14 protein-coding genes are annotated in these 17,778 nt (G+C 28.5%); 13 read left to right on the top strand and 1 reads right to left on the bottom strand.

What is annotated here, in order from left to right:
• Positions 1-14: 14 nt before the first annotated feature.
• Together HF520_RS10155 and HF520_RS10150 are read left to right on the top strand one after the other, a co-directional pair.
• Positions 15-725, top strand: a complete 711-nt coding sequence (locus HF520_RS10155) for an aspartate/glutamate racemase family protein (RefSeq protein ID WP_168573917.1) — start codon at positions 15-17, stop codon at positions 723-725.
• A 154-nt stretch (positions 726-879) separates the two neighbouring features.
• Positions 880-2,379 carry a UDP-N-acetylmuramoyl-L-alanyl-D-glutamate--2,6-diaminopimelate ligase gene (locus tag HF520_RS10150; RefSeq protein ID WP_168573916.1) on the top strand — a complete coding sequence of 500 codons (1,500 nt, stop codon included), beginning with the start codon at positions 880-882 and terminating at the stop codon, positions 2,377-2,379.
• 153 nt (positions 2,380-2,532) lie between these two features.
• Here HF520_RS10150 and ychF read toward each other — a convergent pair whose 3' ends face one another.
• The gene (ychF, locus tag HF520_RS10145; protein WP_168573915.1) at positions 2,533-3,630 is read right to left on the bottom strand and encodes a redox-regulated ATPase YchF; all 1,098 of its coding nucleotides are present in this window, start codon (positions 3,628-3,630) and stop codon (positions 2,533-2,535) included.
• A gap of 195 nt (positions 3,631-3,825) precedes the next feature.
• On the opposite strand from ychF, the gene HF520_RS10140 reads away from it, so the two are divergent.
• From HF520_RS10140 to HF520_RS10090, 11 genes are all read left to right on the top strand, one after another.
• A complete protein-coding gene (locus tag HF520_RS10140) occupies positions 3,826-4,944 on the top strand; it encodes a hypothetical protein (RefSeq protein WP_168573914.1) in 1,119 nt (372 codons plus the stop codon).
• Between the two features lies 1 nt (position 4,945).
• Positions 4,946-6,208, top strand: a complete 1,263-nt coding sequence (gene yfmF / locus HF520_RS10135; protein ID WP_168573913.1) for an EF-P 5-aminopentanol modification-associated protein YfmF — start codon at positions 4,946-4,948, stop codon at positions 6,206-6,208.
• A gap of 12 nt (positions 6,209-6,220) precedes the next feature.
• Positions 6,221-7,507 carry an EF-P 5-aminopentanol modification-associated protein YfmH gene (gene yfmH, locus HF520_RS10130; RefSeq protein WP_168573912.1) on the top strand — a complete coding sequence of 429 codons (1,287 nt, stop codon included), beginning with the start codon at positions 6,221-6,223 and terminating at the stop codon, positions 7,505-7,507.
• 131 nt (positions 7,508-7,638) lie between these two features.
• Positions 7,639-8,418: a tyrosine-protein phosphatase gene (locus tag HF520_RS10125; protein ID WP_168573911.1), complete on the top strand. Its 780-nt coding sequence runs from the start codon at positions 7,639-7,641 to the stop codon at positions 8,416-8,418.
• A gap of 11 nt (positions 8,419-8,429) precedes the next feature.
• Positions 8,430-9,176: a prolipoprotein diacylglyceryl transferase gene (lgt, locus tag HF520_RS10120; RefSeq protein WP_168573910.1), complete on the top strand. Its 747-nt coding sequence runs from the start codon at positions 8,430-8,432 to the stop codon at positions 9,174-9,176.
• Positions 9,177-9,197: 21 nt separating this feature from the next.
• Entirely contained in the window at positions 9,198-10,133 is a 936-nt protein-coding gene (gene rsmH, locus HF520_RS10115; protein WP_168573909.1) for a 16S rRNA (cytosine(1402)-N(4))-methyltransferase RsmH, read from the top strand.
• A 105-nt stretch (positions 10,134-10,238) separates the two neighbouring features.
• On the top strand, positions 10,239-12,245 hold the full coding sequence (locus HF520_RS10110; protein WP_168573908.1) for a sigma-54 interaction domain-containing protein: 2,007 nt from the start codon (positions 10,239-10,241) through the stop codon (positions 12,243-12,245).
• 263 nt (positions 12,246-12,508) lie between these two features.
• Positions 12,509-13,948 (top strand): Na+/H+ antiporter NhaC, encoded by a 1,440-nt coding sequence (nhaC, locus tag HF520_RS10105; protein ID WP_168573907.1) that lies wholly within the window; start codon positions 12,509-12,511, stop codon positions 13,946-13,948.
• A gap of 20 nt (positions 13,949-13,968) precedes the next feature.
• Positions 13,969-15,117 carry a beta-aspartyl-peptidase gene (gene iadA, locus HF520_RS10100; protein WP_207710995.1) on the top strand — a complete coding sequence of 383 codons (1,149 nt, stop codon included), beginning with the start codon at positions 13,969-13,971 and terminating at the stop codon, positions 15,115-15,117.
• A 242-nt stretch (positions 15,118-15,359) separates the two neighbouring features.
• On the top strand, positions 15,360-15,716 hold the full coding sequence (locus HF520_RS10095; protein WP_168573906.1) for a hypothetical protein: 357 nt from the start codon (positions 15,360-15,362) through the stop codon (positions 15,714-15,716).
• A gap of 13 nt (positions 15,717-15,729) precedes the next feature.
• Positions 15,730-17,709 carry a stage V sporulation protein D gene (locus HF520_RS10090; protein ID WP_168573905.1) on the top strand — a complete coding sequence of 660 codons (1,980 nt, stop codon included), beginning with the start codon at positions 15,730-15,732 and terminating at the stop codon, positions 17,707-17,709.
• Positions 17,710-17,778: the final 69 nt, after the last annotated feature.

Below are 17,778 nucleotides of genomic sequence, written 5' to 3'. Positions count from 1 at the left end.
TTGGTGGCATAAATATGGAAAATAATAAAACAGTTGGGGTCATGGGAGGACTAGGTCCTATGGCTACTGTATATTTTTATGATATGGTAGTTAGAATGACAGATGCAAAAACTGACCAAGAGCATATAGATATGGTTGTGGTAAATAGAGCAACTACCCCAGACAGAACTGATTATATAATAGGTAAAAGTTGTGAAAATCCAATCCATATACTAAAAAAAGATGCTAAAAGATTAGAAGCTTTTGGAAGTGATTTCTTAGTTATAACTTGCAATACTGCTCATTATTTTTATAATGAAATAAAGGAAAGTGTAAATATACCTGTTTTAAATATAATCGAAGAAACTGTTAAATTTGCAAAAGAAAATAATCACAAGAAATTAGGAATATTAGCTACTACTGGCAATATTAGTACAAATTTATATCAAGATATGTGCAAAAAATATGATATAGACTATGTGGTATTAGATGAAAAAATGCAAGCTGATATAATGTCTATAATCTATGATGATATAAAAAGCGGAAAGCCTGCAAATATGAATAAATTTAATAACATAGTAAACTATCTTAAAGAAAATGGTTGTGATGGTACTATCTTAGGATGTACAGAATTATCAATTTTAAAAAATGACAATAATTTAGATGAAGATTTCTATATAGACTCATTAGGTATATTAGCTATGAGAACTATAGAAAAATGCAATAAAAAAGTTAAAAGATTATAAATATATTAAATAGAGTAGTTATATGCTACTCTATTTTTAGGATTTAAAATATAGAATTAAATGGATTTTTTTACAATTATTATATGAATAAAAATTGAAAACAATATGATATACTACAACTCATAAACATGCTAAAGAGAAGGAGGGCTTAAGTATGAAATTATTTAAAGTTATGGAAGATGTTAATTTTACTTCAAATAAGCCTTGGGAAGAAATAAAAGATGTTGAAATAAAAGATATTGCATATAATTCTTCTAAATGTGAAGATGGATATATGTTTGTTGCCATAAAAGGCGAAACAGTTGATGGACATAAATACTGTATGGATGCTTACAATAGAGGATGTAGAGTATTTATAATAAATGATGATATAGAACTTGGTGAAGATGCGATTAAACTATTTGTAAAAGATAGTAGAATAGCTTTATCAAAGGCATCGGCAAACTATTTTGGAAATCCTTCAAAAGAATTAAAAGTTATAGGTGTAACTGGTACAAAAGGTAAAACTACAATAACTAACTATATAAGTGAAGTGTTAAATTCTTCTGGAGTTAATACAGGTGTTATAGGTACTAATGGTACTTTCTATAATGGAATAAGCGAAAAGACTGTAAATACAACTCCAGAAAGTTATGAGCTTCATAGAATATTTAGAAAGATGTTAGATAGCGGAGTTAAATGTGTATCTATGGAGGTTTCTTCAGGTGGAGTTATGATGAATAGAGTTGAAGATGTAGAGTTTGATGTAGCTATATTCTCAAATTTATCACCTGATCATATAGGTCCAAAGGAACATCCAACATTTGAACATTATTTAGAATGTAAATCTAGATTATTTACACTGGCTAAACATGGGATAATAAATATAGATGATGAATACGCAAAAGAAGTAATAAACAAAGCAACTTGTGACATAGAAACTTTCTCAATGTATAAAGATTCAGATGTAATGGCTAAAAATATAGAGTATTCAAAAGCTATAGACTCATTAGGGGTAAGTTTTACTTGTCATACTAAAGAAGAAGAGTTCCCTTGTTATATATGTTCTCCTGGAGAATTTAGTATATATAATGCATTAGCTGTAATAGCTGTATGTAGATATTTAGGCGTTAATAAAGAAACTATGATAAATTCTTTAGGACAAGCTAAGGTAAATGGTAGAGTAGAAGTATTACCAATACTTCCTTATGCTACAGTTATAATAGACTATGCTCATAATGGTGTAAGTTTAGAAAATATACTTCAAACTTTAAAGAAATATGATCATAATAGATTAATATGTTTATTTGGTTCAGTTGGAGGAAGAACTGAGTTAAGAAGAAAAGAGTTAGGAGATGTTGCATCTAGAGAATGTGATTTATGTATCTTAACATCTGATAATCCAGACTTTGAAGATCCAATGAATGTTATTAAAGATATAGCAGAATCTTTTGAAGGAAGTAGCTGTGACTATATAGTTGAGCCAGATAGAAAGCTAGCAATAGAGATGGCTGTAGAAATGGCTAAGGAAGGAGATATGATAGTTTTTGCTGGAAAAGGCCATGAAACTTATCAATTAATAAAAGGTGAAAGAATACCATTTAGTGAAAAGGAAATAGCTATGAATGCAGCTAAAAATGTTCTTTCTAAAAAAGGATATTCAATACTTGCTTAAGAATTTAAATCATACATTAATATAAATATATAAGTTAAAAATACACAGAATATAGATAAAAAGTCTATATATACTGTGTATTTTTTATGCTTAATATAATTAGTAAAAAAGAACTGTATAAAATTTATATTTAATACAGTTCTCTTGATTATATTATACGTTAAATCTGAATAATATTACATCTCCATCTTTAACGATGTATTCTTTACCTTCAAGTCTAACTAATCCTTTTTCTTTAGCAGCAGTCATAGTACCAACGTTAACTAAATCATCAAATGCTATAGTTTCTGCTCTTATGAATCCTCTTTCTATATCAGAGTGGATTTTTCCTCCTGCTTGAGGAGCCTTAGTTCCAACTTTTATAGTCCAAGCTCTAACTTCTTGAGGACCTGCTGTTAAGTAAGATACAAGACCTAATAAAGCATAAGAAGATTTTATTAATTTATCTAATCCTGATTGCTCAAGACCTAATGTTTCTAAGAATTCTTTCTTTTCTTCTTCAGTATCAAGTTCAGCTATTTCAGCTTCTATTTGAGCACAAACAACAACAACTTCAGCACCTTCAGTAGCAGCGAACTCTCTAACTCTATTTACATATTCATTGTTAGCAGCTTCATCAGCTAAGTCATCTTCAGACACGTTTGTAGCGTATATTACAGGCTTAGAAGTTAATAAGTTTAATGAATTAACAAATGTTTGTTGATCTTCAGTAAAGCTCATTGTTCTAACACATTTGTTATCTTCTAATGTTGCTAATATTTCTTTTAAGAATTCAACTTCAGCAGCTATTGACTTATCAGCTTTAGCAGCCTTAGCACTTTTTTGTATTCTTCTTTCTAATATTTCTATATCAGAGAATATTAATTCTAAGTTTATAGTTTCTATATCTCTTAAAGGATCAACGCTTCCATCAACGTGAACAACGTTAGGATCTTCGAAACATCTAACAACGTGAACTATAGCGTCAACCTCTCTTATGTGAGATAAGAATTTGTTTCCAAGACCTTCACCTTTAGAAGCTCCTCTAACAAGACCTGCTATATCACAGAACTCTATAGCTGTTGGAACTATTTTCTTTGAATCGTATAACTCTTTTAATTTATTTAATCTTTCATCTGGAACAGCAACCACACCTACGTTTGGTTCTATTGTACAGAAAGGGTAGTTTGCAGATTCTGCACCTGCTTGAGTTATAGCATTAAACAGTGTACTTTTACCTACGTTTGGTAAACCAACTATACCTAATTTCATAATTGTATCTTCCTTTCTTTATGCTAATTTATTTATTGAAATTTTATATATAAATTTTATACAACCTTCTAAGTTGTGAAAACAACTAATTAAGCTGATTTTTACAAATTTAAAAACTTCATTATAGACATACATACTGATTATACATCATATATATAATGGATGTAAACTATACATTATTATGGAGTTGATTTTATGTTAAATTCAACACTTTTATTTATCTGTGTTTTTTTAAGCTTTATATTTACAGGATATATGGAAAATATATTTATAGTTTTATCAACACTAATTTTTTATAAACAAATAATTTTAGATAGGGATTATAAATATATGGCTTATGGTCTTATTATTGCTTTTATTGGGGTAAATATTATAACAGTATCTGCATTTAGAAACCACATTAAAATTAAAGATATTAGTCCTTTAGAAGAGCAAGAAGAAACTGTAGTATTATTAGTATCTGAAGGAGAAAGTAAAAATTACAACTTAAAAGAGCGTGTAACTGAAACTTACTTTGAAAAGGGAATTAAGTCATACTTAACAGTAATGAAAGATTTATACGATTATAAAATGTATTATGAAGATTTAGGTTCTAGTTCCTATAAAGAAGATGCAGAGTACATAGCTTCTAATTTGAGAGAAAAATTAGGGTCAAACTATAAAGTTGTAAATTCTTATTTATATTCCTATCCATATTTTGAAAATAGCATAAGTGATATTATTTCAAAAGGGTATAAAAATATTATCATATGTCCTATGTTCATGACCGAGGGAGAAGACTTTAATATTTTTACAAAAAGATATGAAAATTTAAACTTAAGTACATATAACTTAAATCAAGTAGAGATACTAGATACTTTTTATAAGTCAAACAATTTAGCACTATTATATAAAGATGAGATATTAAAAACTATTGCAAGTAAAAATAAAGATATTGGAGTGCTTTTAATAGGGTTTCAAAATGAAAATAATATAGAACAAGATATATTATTTAGAGAAAAAATACGTGACTACATATTACAGGACGAAAAAAATAGTTATATTCAAATAAAATTACCTCTTTTAGAAAATAATAAAAAGGATATAATTAAATGTGGTGAGGAATTACTAGAATATGGAATTGATGGTTTATACATAGTTTTACCAACGAGTATAATAGACAGTATTAGTACTAAAAACTTAGTAAATAGTATACTTAGTGAATTAGATATGGGAAATACAAAGTTTTATTATATAGACACAAACGAAAAATACGATTTAATAGTAGATGAGATATTTGACAGAATATCATTATTAAGCAAAATAGGAGGCTAACATGGAAGGGATAAAAAAGGTATCTTTAGGCGATAAAATAAACTTAACTTTGATTCCTGGAGAAAAGTTTAAGTCTAATCTTGTAAGTATATACATACAAAGATTATTGGATAAGGATGAAGCAACAAAAAATGCTTTAATACCAGAGATAGTAACTAGTGGTAGTAGAAAATATCCTAGTGCAAGAGAAATATCAAATGAATTAGACAATCTATATGGTTCATCAATGGGAGCTGATGTTACTAAAAGAGGAGAACGTCAAGTTTTAAGCTTTAAAATAATAAGTACAAATGAAAAGTACTTAGATGAAAAAATATTTAAAAATGTTATAGAGTTCTTTAATGAAGTTATAAATAATCCACTAGTAATAGATGGAGGATTTAAAGAGGAGTTTTTAAATATAGAAAAAGAAAACTTAAAAGATAGAATACAAGCTAAGATAAATGATAAAGGAAGATATGCACTTGAAAGAGCATTTGAAGAAATGTGTGAGGGTGAAAGATATAGTATAAGTGAATATGGCTATGAAGAAGATATAGATAAAATAACACCTCAAGAATTATATAATCATTATAGAGATATCCTTAGAACATCTCCTATTGACATAGTAGTTGAAGGAGATTTTGATGAAGAAGAAATAATAAAAATTATAACTGAAAACTTTAAGTTTGAAAGAGGAAATATAATAGATATACCTAGAGATGAATTTAAAAAAGATATCAAAGAAGTAAAATATATAAATGAAAAAATGGATATAACTCAAGGGAAACTTATTATGGGTTATAGAAGTAATGTAGATTATCTAGATGAAGAAAAATACTATGCTTTAGTTGTTGGATCTAATATTTTAGGTGGAGGTCCTGATTCTAAATTATTTATTAATGTAAGAGAAAGAGAAAGTTTATGTTATTATGTTTACTCTTCGGTTGAAAAATACAAGGGAATACTATTTGTATCGTCTGGTATAGAATCAAATAACTATGAAAAAACTGTAGATTTAATTAATGCTCAAATAGATAAGCTAAAAAATGGTGATATAAGTGAACAAGAATTAAAAAATAGTAAAAGTGCACTAATAAGTTCTATGAGAACAATATCAGATAGTATTGGAGGTAGATCTGATTTTTATTTCGCACAAGCTATGGGTAAAACAGGTTCTACAATAGATTCAATAATAGACAAATTAAGTAAGGTAAGTATAGAAGATATAGTAAAAGTTGTTCAAGATATAAACTTAGACACTGTATATTTCTTAAGTAATTAAGGAGGCATAAATATGAAAGAAATTAATAATGAAATCTTAAAAGAAAAAATATATTATGAAAAGCTAGAAAATGGTTTAGATGTTTACTTTATGCCTAAAAAAGGATTCACTAAGAAGTACGCAGTACTAGCAACTAAATATGGTTCTAATGAGCTAGAGTTTATACCAATAGGAGAAGACAAAAAAATAAAAGTAAATGAAGGAATTGCACATTTTTTAGAACATAAAATGTTTGAGCAACCTAATGGAGGTAATGCATTTGATGAATTTTCTAAGTATGGTGCAAGTGCTAATGCATTTACAAACTTTACTATGACTGCATATTTATTTTCTTGTACAGAAAACTTTTATGAATGTTTAGGTCACTTAATAGACTATGTTCAAACTCCATATTTTACAGATGAAAATGTTGAAAAAGAAAAGGGAATAATAGAACAAGAAATAAAAATGTACAATGATGATCCAGATTGGAATGTTTACTTTAATGCTTTAAAAGCAATGTATGTAAATTATCCAGTTAGGATTGATATAGCAGGTACTGTTGATAGTATATATAAAATAAATAAAGAAGAGCTATACAAGTGCTACAATACTTTCTATAACCCAGGAAATATGACTTTATTTGTTGTAGGAGATTTAGATGAGAACCAGGTTATGGATGTTGTCAAAAAATACAACCATAATGATGTAGAAAAGCTAGATCATAAAATAGAAGTATTTTATCCAGAAGAACCAAGTCACGTAAAAGAAAAAGAAGTAGTAGCTAAGTTCCCTATATCAATACCTATGTTTAATATAGCATTTAAAGATAATAATGTAGGAATTTCTGGAAGAGAGCTTATGAAAAAAGAGATAGTTACTGAAATACTAATAGATATGATTTTTAGAAGAGGAACAGCTCTTTATGAAGATTTATATATGAAAGGGTTAATAAACGAAAACTTTGGCTCAGGATTTTCTTCTCAAGTAGATTATGGATTTACAATTATAGGAGGAGACTCTAAAAATCCAAAAGAAGTGCAGAGAATAATTCTTGAATATATAGAAAAATATAAAAAAGAAGGCTTAGATAAAGTTGCCTTTGAAAGAACAAAGAAAAAGAAAATAGGTCATTTCTTAAAGTACTTTGATTCTGTTAACTTTATAGCTAATAACTTTATTTCTTATAACTTTAAAGGAATGAACTTACTAGATTATTTAGAAGTTATAAAGGAAGTTAAGTTTGAAGAGATAGAAGAAAGACTTAAATCTCATTTAAATGAAGAATATTGTGTTATATCCATTGTAGAACCTAAATAATAATTTAAAAATAAAGGGTAGGTTAGTATTAATTTTTTATATTAACCTACCTTTTATTTATGATGTTCTCCTTTTATGTTATAATATGTAGATATAGCTAAAAATAAATACATAAGTTAGGGGGAAATGCTATGATAGATATGCATTGTCATATACTTCCAGGCGTAGATGATGGAGCTAAAGATTTATATGAAGCTATTGAAATGGCAAAGATAGCAGAAGAAGATGGTATTAAAAAGATTATAAATACGTCTCATTTTCATCCAGAATTTAAATTTATAATGGGTTCAGAGTTAATAGAAAAAGTGGACAACTTTAACAAAATATTAAAAGAAAATAATATAGATATAGAAGTGTTATTAGGAAATGAAATTTACTACACTGATGGTATTTTAGAGGAGATCGAGGATTTGAACTTCTATACAATTAATAAAAGTAAATATTTATTAATTGAGTTTTCTCCAATGAATGTTCCTAAAAACTTACCAGATATAGTTTATGAGTTAAAAATAAAAGGTTACACTCCAATTTTAGCTCATGTAGAAAGATATAAAAGCATTATAGATAATCCTAATATAATCTATGATTGTATAAAAGAAGGAGCTATAATTCAAGTAAATGCTTCCAGTGTATTAGGAAAACACGGAAAAGATATAAAGAAGACTACAGACATATTATTAGATAATAATATGGTACATATAATTGCAAGTGATGCACATGGTAGTGAAAGAAGAAGACCGCAATTAAAAGAAGCTTATAAATATATAAAAAATAAATATTCTAAAGAAGTTGCAAATAATATATTCAAAAATAATCAAAGTTTAATTATAGAAAACAAGGATATAATTATACCTATAGCAAGTAAATATGAAGAAAAAAGAGGATTCTTTAGTAAATTATTTAAAAAATAAGGAGAAAATTTATGGATAGAGTAGCCTTTACCATATTTGGTATAGATGTAATGTGGTATGGAATATTAATGGCCACAGGGATGATTTTAGGAACTTTATTAGCACTAAGAGAAGCGAAAAGAGTTGGAATAAGCGAAGATGATGTTTTAAATTTAGCTATATTTGCTATTCCATCTGGAGTTATAGGAGCAAGACTTTATTATGTTATTTTTAATTGGGGATACTATTCTCAAAACCCTTCACAAATTCTAAACTTTAGAGGTGGAGGAATGGCAATTCATGGTGCTTTAATAGGTGGTATATTAGCAGGTCTTATATACACAAGAATTAAGAATATTAATTTCCTTAAAATGGCAGATATTGCTTTAATAGGTATGCCTCTAGCACAAGCTATAGGAAGATGGGGAAATTACATAAATGGTGAAGCTCATGGTGGGCCAACGGATTTACCATGGGGAATAATAGTTGATGGAGTTAAGGTTCATCCAACATTCCTATATGAATCTATATGGGATTTTGGAATATTTATATTCTTATGGATATTTAGAAAAAATAAGAAATATGAAGGTCAGATTGCCATTTACTATATAATACTTTACTCACTAGGTAGATTCTTTATAGAAGGGCTTAGAACAGATAGTTTAATGATTGGACCACTTAGAATGGCTCAAGTAATAAGCTTAGTTGGAGTAATAGGTGGAATAATAGCACATATTTATTTATCAAAGAAAAATAATAAAAAAGAAGAATCAAAATAAGTAGTACTAAGGAGATATAAAATGGAATTTCATCATGTGTCGGTACTTTTAGATGAGTGCATTGAAAATTTAAATATAAAGCCAGACGGTGTTTATGTTGACTGTACAATGGGTGGAGCTGGTCACTCAAAAGAAATAGTAAAAAGATTATCTGATAAAGGACTTTTTATAGGATTTGATCAAGATAAAAATGCTATAGCAACAGCAAAAGAAAGATTAAGCGAATACTCAGATAGAGTTAAATTCGTTCACAGTAACTTTGAAAATATAAAAGAAGAATTAGCTAAATTAGGTATTCATAAAATCGATGGAGTATTAGCTGACTTAGGAGTTTCATCACATCAATTAGATGAAGCTGATAGAGGATTTTCTTATATGCAAGATGCTCCATTAGATATGAGAATGGATGTTAGATGTAGTTTTTCAGCTTATGATGTTGTTAATACTTACAGTGAAGAAGAACTTGCTAAAATTATAAAAGATTATGGTGAAGATAACTGGGCTAAGAGAATAGCTAAGTTTATAGTTGAAGGTAGAACTGAAAAAAATATAGAAACTACTGGAGAATTAGTTGAAATAATAAAAAAAGCTATACCTAAAAAAGCAAGAATAGATGGACCACATCCAGCAAAAAGAACTTTCCAAGCTATAAGAATAGAAGTAAATAATGAGCTTGGAGTAATCACAAAAATGATAAATGATGCAGTTTCTATAATGAATGAAGGAGGAAGGGTTTGTATAATAACATTCCATTCTTTAGAAGATAGAATAGTTAAGAATGCATTTAGAGATTTAGCATTAGATTGTGTATGTCCGCCAGAGCTTCCAATTTGTCAGTGTGATAAAGAAGCTTTAGTTAAGGTAATAAGCAGAAAACCAATATTACCAAGTAAAGAAGAAGTAGAGTTTAATCCTAGAAGTAGAAGTGCAAAACTAAGAGTTGCAGAAAGAATATAGGATACTAAAATATATTATTTACTAAAAGCACTAGCCTTTGCAAGGTTAGTGCTTTTTTGATAATATAAATATAATTTTTAAATATTAAAATAAAAAGGAGCAGATATGAAAAAAATCTTAATAATATCCTTTGGTGAGCATACAGGGCTTAGCATAAAAAATCAATTACATAGTATTTTTAACGAAAATTTATACATAGATAATTTGAATTCATCAGATGATTTTGATAATAATTTAGACTATGATTTATTAATATTTTCTAGTGAGGAAATTAAGAATATTTTTCAACCTAAAATCAATAAAAGTAAGGAGTATATTGTACTTAAAAGAGTTATAAGACATGAATGCATAGATGAGATTTTAAAGATTGAAAGAGGAAAAGAAGTTCTTCTTGTAAATGATACAGAAGAAAGCTGTAAAGAGGTAATCGATCAATTAAAAAATCAAGGTGTTGATCATATAAAGTATTATCCATATTACCCAGGAATAAAAGAATATAAAAATTTAAATATAGCTATTACTCCAGGAGAAACTCACTTGGTTCCTAGAGAGATAAAAAACATTATTGATATAAATTCTAGAAAGATGGATATAACTAGCTTGATTGAGGTTTTAAATAAGTTAGAATGCATAGATACATATAGTGATATAGTTTCATCTTGTTTTTATAGAGATATGATAAATATGTCAAAAAAATATATAAATATATCTCAAGAGACTATAAGGCTAAAAGACTTATTAACAAATTTACTTGATAACCAAAAAAATGGGATAATATATACTAATGATGAAAATGAAGTATTGGTATTAAATGAAGAGGCTTTAAGATTATTAAACATAGAAAAGAAAGATATATTATCTAAAAATATTTATAGCGTTTTTAAAGAGTTGAAAGAGGATATTGTTAACATTGATAACAAAGAAATTTTAGTTGTAAAAGAAAAGATAAAAAACAATAACAATCATAGTGGTAATATGATTATTCTTAATGAAGTAAATCATATTCATAAGATTGATGATGAATTAAGAAAGAAGAAAAAATCTAAGGAAAATCAAGCTAAATACACATTCGAAGATATGATTGGAAATTGTAGTTCTGTTAGAAGGAATATAAAACTGGCTAAGAAGGTTGCAAAATCAAACTCAACTGTTTTAATTCAAGGAGAAACTGGTACAGGTAAAGAAGTATTAGCTCAAGCAATACATAATGAATCTGAAAGAAAGGATTATCCATTTGTGGCTATTAACTTTGCTGCTATTCCAGAAAATTTAATAGAAAGTGAACTTTTTGGTTATGAAGATGGGGCTTTTACAGGAGCTAAAAAAGGTGGAAAGATAGGTTTGTTTAAAAAAGCTCATAAAGGAACTATATTTTTAGATGAAATTGGAGATGCTCCACTATACCTACAATCAAGATTGTTAAGAGTGCTTCAAGAAAGGGAAATAACCCCAGTTGGTAGTACAGAAACAATTCCAATTGATATTAGAATTATAGCTGCAACTAATAAAGAGCTTTTAGAAGAAGTTAGATTAAAGAACTTTAGAGAAGATTTATATTATAGATTAAATGTAATGCCTATGTACTCAATACCCCTAAGAGAAAGGAAAGAAGATATAAGATTATTATTAGAACATTATTTATTTAAAGTAAATAAATGTTGCGATTTAGAAGAGTTTTTTACTAATGACTCTATTGATCTTCTTGAAAATTATGAATGGCCAGGGAATATAAGAGAGCTTGTAAATATTGTTGAATATGTATCAACTATAAAAGAAGATGGTAGAAGGATAGATATTGCTGATCTTCCAAGGTATATTATTGAAAAAAATAAAGATCTGAATAAGAACATAGAGGTTGAAAAGTTAAAAGAGTCTTTAGATGAAAAAGAATTTTGGGTATTAGAGAAAATTTATAAATATCAAGGAATAGGTAGAAGGACGCTATCTTTAATGTCAATGGAAGAAGGTCTTAATATTGGTGAAGGTAAAATGAGAACTATAATGAGCAAATTAAATAATAATGGATATATAGAAATTAATAGAGGGCTTAAAGGGACAAAAATATTAGAAAAAGGGATAAATATTTTAAATAATGGGATGAAAAAGGGATAGTTATTTTATAATTATCCCTTTTTTATATTTTATAGTTTTATTAGGGTTTATAAAAGAAGTTATGGTTTTTTATATGCTTTAAATAATAGATATGATAAAGAATTGATACTTTATATTTTAAAGTTGAGAAAAAAATAATAAAATATAAAATTTGGCACGATATTTGCTTATATAGATTATATGGATATTTAAAAATTTATATAGCTTTATTTATAAATATTAATTGAAAAATTTTATCAAAAATGTTGAAAGGGAGATTATTTATGAAAGAATTACAAAAGAAAAAGCCAAGTTTATTACAAGCACTAATACCGATTATTTTTATGGTAGTAGCATTAGCATTAGGTTATGGAGTTTTAAAAATAAAAGCAGAGCCTATAATGATAGCCTCAGCATTTGTTGCTGGAATTATTGCTCTTAAATTAGGTTATACATGGGAAGAAATGCAAAAAGCTATAGTAGATAAGATAGCAAGCGCACTTCCAGCTACTTTAATTTTATGGAGTGTTGGACTTTTAATTGGAGCTTTAATGTATTCAGGTACAGTTCCAATGATAATTTATTACGGAGTTCAAATGATAAATCCAAAGTTTATATTAGTAACAGCATTTTTATCATCAGCTGTACTTTCAGTAGTTACAGGTACTTCATGGGGAGCAGCTGGGACTATTGGAGTAGCTATGATGGGTATAGCAGGTGGATTAGGAGTTTCTTTACCTGCAACAGCAGGAGCAGTAGTTTCTGGGGCATTCTTTGGAGATAAGCTATCTCCATTATCAGATACAACAAATTTAGCTCCGATGGCTGCAGGAAGTGAGATATATGAACATATAAAACATATGCTTTATACAACAATACCAGCAGCTTTATTAGCTATGGCAGTTTACTTAGTTGTAGGATTTAATGTATCTGGGGAATTAGTAACTCCAGTGTCAGTTCAAGCAATGATGGATCAGTTAGAATCAATGTTTAACTTTAATATAGTACTGATATTACCTTTAGTATTAGTAATTTTAGGATCAGTTAGAAAATGGCCAACTATACCTACTATGTTAGGAACTAGTTTAATTACTGTAGTTTTAGGAGCATTAGTTCAAGGATTCAATATAGTTGATGGATTTACAGCTTTAATATCTGGATTTGATATAACAATGACTGGATTTACAGGAGTTCCTACTGAAGAGGTTATAAAACTTATAAATAGAGGTGGAGTTGATTCGGTAACAAGTACAACTGTACTTATATTCTGTGCTATGGGATTTGCAGGAATAGTAAGTGTTTCTGGAATGCTAGATGTAGTTTTAGATTTATTAATGTCAAAAGTTAAGTCAACAGCAGGTATAATAATATCAACAGTAGCTTCTTGTTTTACAGTTGCATTTGTAACAGGGAGTTCATACTTATCAATACTTGTTCCAGGTGAATTATTTAAAGATGTTTATCCAAAGAAAAACTTACATCCAAAGAATTTATCTAGAACATTAGAAGATTCAGGGACTGTATTAGTTCCATTAATACCATGGTCAGCAGCAGGAGCTTATATGGCTGCTACATTAGGTGTACCAACTCTAGAGTATTTACCATGGGCAATATTAAACTATACAGGTATAATTTTTGCAATAATATATGCTATAACAGGATTTGGTATAGCTAAACTTGATAAAGATGAAGAAAAAGGTGCTGAAGATTCTAAGTTAGTGTAATTAAAGGAGATTTAAATATTATGATATTAATAAAAAATGTAGAGATATATTCACCTGAGTATAAAGGAAAAAAAGATGTATTTATAAGTGGTGGAAAAATATCTTTGATAGAAGATAATATAGATTTTAATAATGATAAAATAAAAGTAATAGATGGAAGTAATAAAAAACTTACTCCAGGATTCATAGATCAACACGTTCATATAACTGGAGGTGGAGGAGAAGGAAGTTTTAAGACTAGAGCTCCAGAAATAACTTTAAGTAAGCTTACAAAAGGTGGGATAACTACTGTAGTAGGGCTTTTAGGAACAGATGGAACAACTAGAAGTGTAGAAAACTTAGTGGCAAAGGCAAAAGCTTTAAAAGAAGAAGGAATAACAGTATTTGCTCACACTGGTTCATATGAGTATCCAACAATAACTATAACAGGATCAATAAAAAGAGATATAGCATTTATAGATGAAATAATAGGGGTCAAGCTAGCCCTATCTGATCATAGAGCTCCAAATGTGAGCAATATAGAACTACAAAGAGTTGCTTCTGATGCAAGAGTAGCTGGTATGTTAAGTGGAAAAGCAGGAATAGTAGTTCTTCATATGGGAGATGGGAAAAGAGGTCTTAAGCCAGTTAATGAAATACTAGAAGAAACAGAAATACCTATGAAAACTATAAGACCAACTCATGTAAATAGAAGAAAAGAACTTTTAATTGAAGCATTTGATTATGCTAAGCGTGGAGGAAAAATAGACTTAACTTGTGGTATGAAAGATGATTTAACACCAGGTAAGTGTATAAAAATGGCTGAAGATATAAATGTACCAAAAGAAAATATTACTATAAGCTCTGATGGATATGGTAGTTGGTCAAAATATGATGAAGCTGGAAACTTAATAAAAATGGGGGTATCTAGTGTATCTAGTTTACATGAAGAATTCAAAAATATGGTAGAAGAATTAGGTTTTAGTATAGAAGAAGCTTTATCTTATATAACATCTAATGTTGCTAAAGGTTTAGAAGTTTATCCAAGAAAGGGTTGCATAAGTGAAGGTTCAGATGCAGATATATTATTATTGGATGAAAATTTAAATATAGATACAGTAATAGCAAATGGAAATCTTATGATAGAAGATAAAGAAATTTTAGTATATGGATCTTATGAACATATATAAAAATATAAACCTAATCAATTTTAACAAGTTTTTGAAAAGTATTTTATGTCGTTATAAATTTAATGTTATGATAAAAATATGTAAAATTAAATAAAAAAAGTGTGCATAAAAAAATATGCACACTTTTTTTATTTTTTTATGTATAAATTTCGATTTAAGTCATTAAAGGATGTTTCTAATAATATGCAAATAAATAATATATAGTAAATAGATTTTCAAATAACTTTTTAGGAGTGATTTTGATGAAAAAAAATAATAAAATTAAAGACTTAAATGAATATAAGAAAAAGAAGAAGAATAAAAATAAAAGTGGGAAGAAAAAAACTAAATTAAAAAAATCTCGTGTAATTCTTATATTTGCCTGTGCAGTAGCTGTGATAATAGGGAATCTATGTGGGTATGCTAAGGTTTCTGAACTTAAGTATGACATATATTATTTGAAAAAAGATTTAAGATCAAAAGAAATTATAATAGAACAACTAAACTCAAAAATATATAGTAATAATACTACAGAAGAAATTGAAAAAATGGCAAAAGAAAAACTTAATATGGATTATCCAAAAAAAAGCCAAATCGAGTATATAACCGTTGAGGATTAAGGGGTGAAAACTTTTGAAGAAGATAAGAGGGGTTAGTAAGAAAAGGTTGGTATTGGTTCTTGTATTAGCTTGTAGCTTGTTTTTTGGATTGATAACTAGGACTGGTTATCTTCAATTAATTAAAGGAGATTGGTTAAGTTCTAAAGCATCGGAACAACAAACTAGAGAAATACCAATAGAACCTAAAAGAGGTACTATATACGATTCTAATATGAAAGAGCTTGCAGTAAGTGTAACAAAGTATACTGTTTGGTGTAAGCCTGTTGAAGTAGAAGACAAAGAAGATGTAGCAAGTAAGCTAGCTGAAGTATTAGGTAAAGAAGAAAAAGATATATATAAATTAGTAAATAAAAAAAATACGGCGCTTGTAAGAATTCAAAGATGGATAGATGATGAAACTGCAACCAAAATTAGAGATTTAAGTTTATCAGGTATATGGGTAGCGGAAGATAATCAAAGGTATTATCCATATGGAAATTTTGCCTCATATGTCTTAGGGCATACTGCATCAGACTCAACTGGAATATCTGGTATAGAAATGCAGTATAACAGTAAACTTGAAGGAAAAGACGGTAAGCTTATAGTTAGTACAGATGCATCTGGACGAGAAATACCACAGGGTTCTGAAATTTATTATGAGCCGGTACAAGGTAATGGTTTAGTATTAACGATAGATGAGGTAATACAGCATTATGCTGAAAAAGCGATTGATAAAGCTTATGAAGTAACAGCTGCTAAAAGGGTTAGTGTTATTGCTATGGATCCTAAAACAGGGGATATTTTAGCTATGGCATCAAAGCCTGATTATGATCCTAATAATTCTAGAACACCAATATATCCATACTATGAAGAATTACTAGATCAATATAGTGATGATGAAAAAATAAATGGATATTACGCAATGTGGAGAAATCCACTTATAAATGATACATATGAGCCAGGCTCAACATTTAAGTTAATAACATCATCTGCAGCTGTAGAAGAAGGTTTAGTAAGTGATACGGATAGGTTTGTATGTAAAGGTACTGTAACTGTTGGAGGACGTAAAATCAAGTGCTGGAGACATTACAGACCACATGGAGAGCAAACTTTTGCTCAAGGTGTTCAAAATTCATGTAACCCAGTTTTCGTTGAATTATCAAATAGATTAGGAGTTAGTAAATTTTATGAGTACATAGAGGCATTTGGATTTAAATCAAAAACAGGAGTTGATTTACCAGGAGAAGCAAAAGGGATAGTATATAATGAAAAGAATGTAGGTCCTGTAGAATTAGCTACAATGTCATTTGGTCAGTCAATATCAGTAACACCTCTTCAGCTTATAACAGCAATATCTGCAATAGCAAATGATGGAGAACTTATGCAGCCAAGAATCGTAAAAGCATATACAGACAATAAGGGAAATGTTACAGAAGAGGTAGAACCTAAATCTGTAAGGCAAGTTCTATCTAAAGAAACTGCTCAAAAAATGATGGAAATAGCAGAGACAGTTGTAAGCCAAGGTGGAGGTAAGACTGCATATATTCCAGGATATAGAATTGGAGGAAAAACAGGTACAGCACAAAAAGTTGTAGATGGGGTTTATGCACAAGGTAAATATGTTTGTTCATTTGTTGGTATAGCACCAACTGATGATCCACAAATAGTAGTATTAGCACTAGTTGATGAACCAACACAAGGAAGTTTATTTGGTAGTACAGCCGCTGGACCGATAATTAAAGAAATAATGAGTGAAGCTCTTCCATACTTAGGAGTTGAGCCAAAATATACGGAAGAAGAAAAAGAAGATAATTTAAAAGTTAAGGTTGAAGTTCCTGATGTAAGAAATTTATCAATGGAAGATGCAACAAAAGTATTAGAAGAATCGAACTTAAAAGTGAATCTAGATCCAGATGTAAATGTACCAGAAAATTGTAAAATTACAGATATGTTCCCAAAACCAGGATCCAAAGTATCAGAGGGTTCAAGTATATCTATATACTTTGATAACTAAAATTGTAAATAATTTGTAATCAAAGATAATTATAAATAACTTCAAAAAAGTCATAATTTGTTATATAAT

It is taken from the genome of Romboutsia sp. CE17 (assembly GCF_012317385.1).
GTDB lineage: Bacteria > Bacillota > Clostridia > Peptostreptococcales > Peptostreptococcaceae > Romboutsia_E.
Note: the sequence above shows the minus strand (reverse complement) of the source record. Positions and strands in the feature narration are given on the sequence as shown.

Coding starts and splice junctions, on each gene's coding strand:
- nhaC (WP_168573907.1), top strand. CDS start 12,509: ATGAAAGAATTACAAAAGAAAAAGCCAAGTTTATTACAAGCACTAATA.
- HF520_RS10155 (WP_168573917.1), top strand. CDS start 15: ATGGAAAATAATAAAACAGTTGGGGTCATGGGAGGACTAGGTCCTATG.
- HF520_RS10095 (WP_168573906.1), top strand. CDS start 15,360: ATGAAAAAAAATAATAAAATTAAAGACTTAAATGAATATAAGAAAAAG.
- lgt (WP_168573910.1), top strand. CDS start 8,430: ATGGATAGAGTAGCCTTTACCATATTTGGTATAGATGTAATGTGGTAT.
- iadA (WP_207710995.1), top strand. CDS start 13,969: ATGATATTAATAAAAAATGTAGAGATATATTCACCTGAGTATAAAGGA.
- HF520_RS10110 (WP_168573908.1), top strand. CDS start 10,239: ATGAAAAAAATCTTAATAATATCCTTTGGTGAGCATACAGGGCTTAGC.
- HF520_RS10140 (WP_168573914.1), top strand. CDS start 3,826: ATGTTAAATTCAACACTTTTATTTATCTGTGTTTTTTTAAGCTTTATA.
- HF520_RS10125 (WP_168573911.1), top strand. CDS start 7,639: ATGATAGATATGCATTGTCATATACTTCCAGGCGTAGATGATGGAGCT.
- HF520_RS10150 (WP_168573916.1), top strand. CDS start 880: ATGAAATTATTTAAAGTTATGGAAGATGTTAATTTTACTTCAAATAAG.
- yfmF (WP_168573913.1), top strand. CDS start 4,946: ATGGAAGGGATAAAAAAGGTATCTTTAGGCGATAAAATAAACTTAACT.
- rsmH (WP_168573909.1), top strand. CDS start 9,198: ATGGAATTTCATCATGTGTCGGTACTTTTAGATGAGTGCATTGAAAAT.
- ychF (WP_168573915.1), bottom strand. CDS start 3,630: ATGAAATTAGGTATAGTTGGTTTACCAAACGTAGGTAAAAGTACACTG.
- yfmH (WP_168573912.1), top strand. CDS start 6,221: ATGAAAGAAATTAATAATGAAATCTTAAAAGAAAAAATATATTATGAA.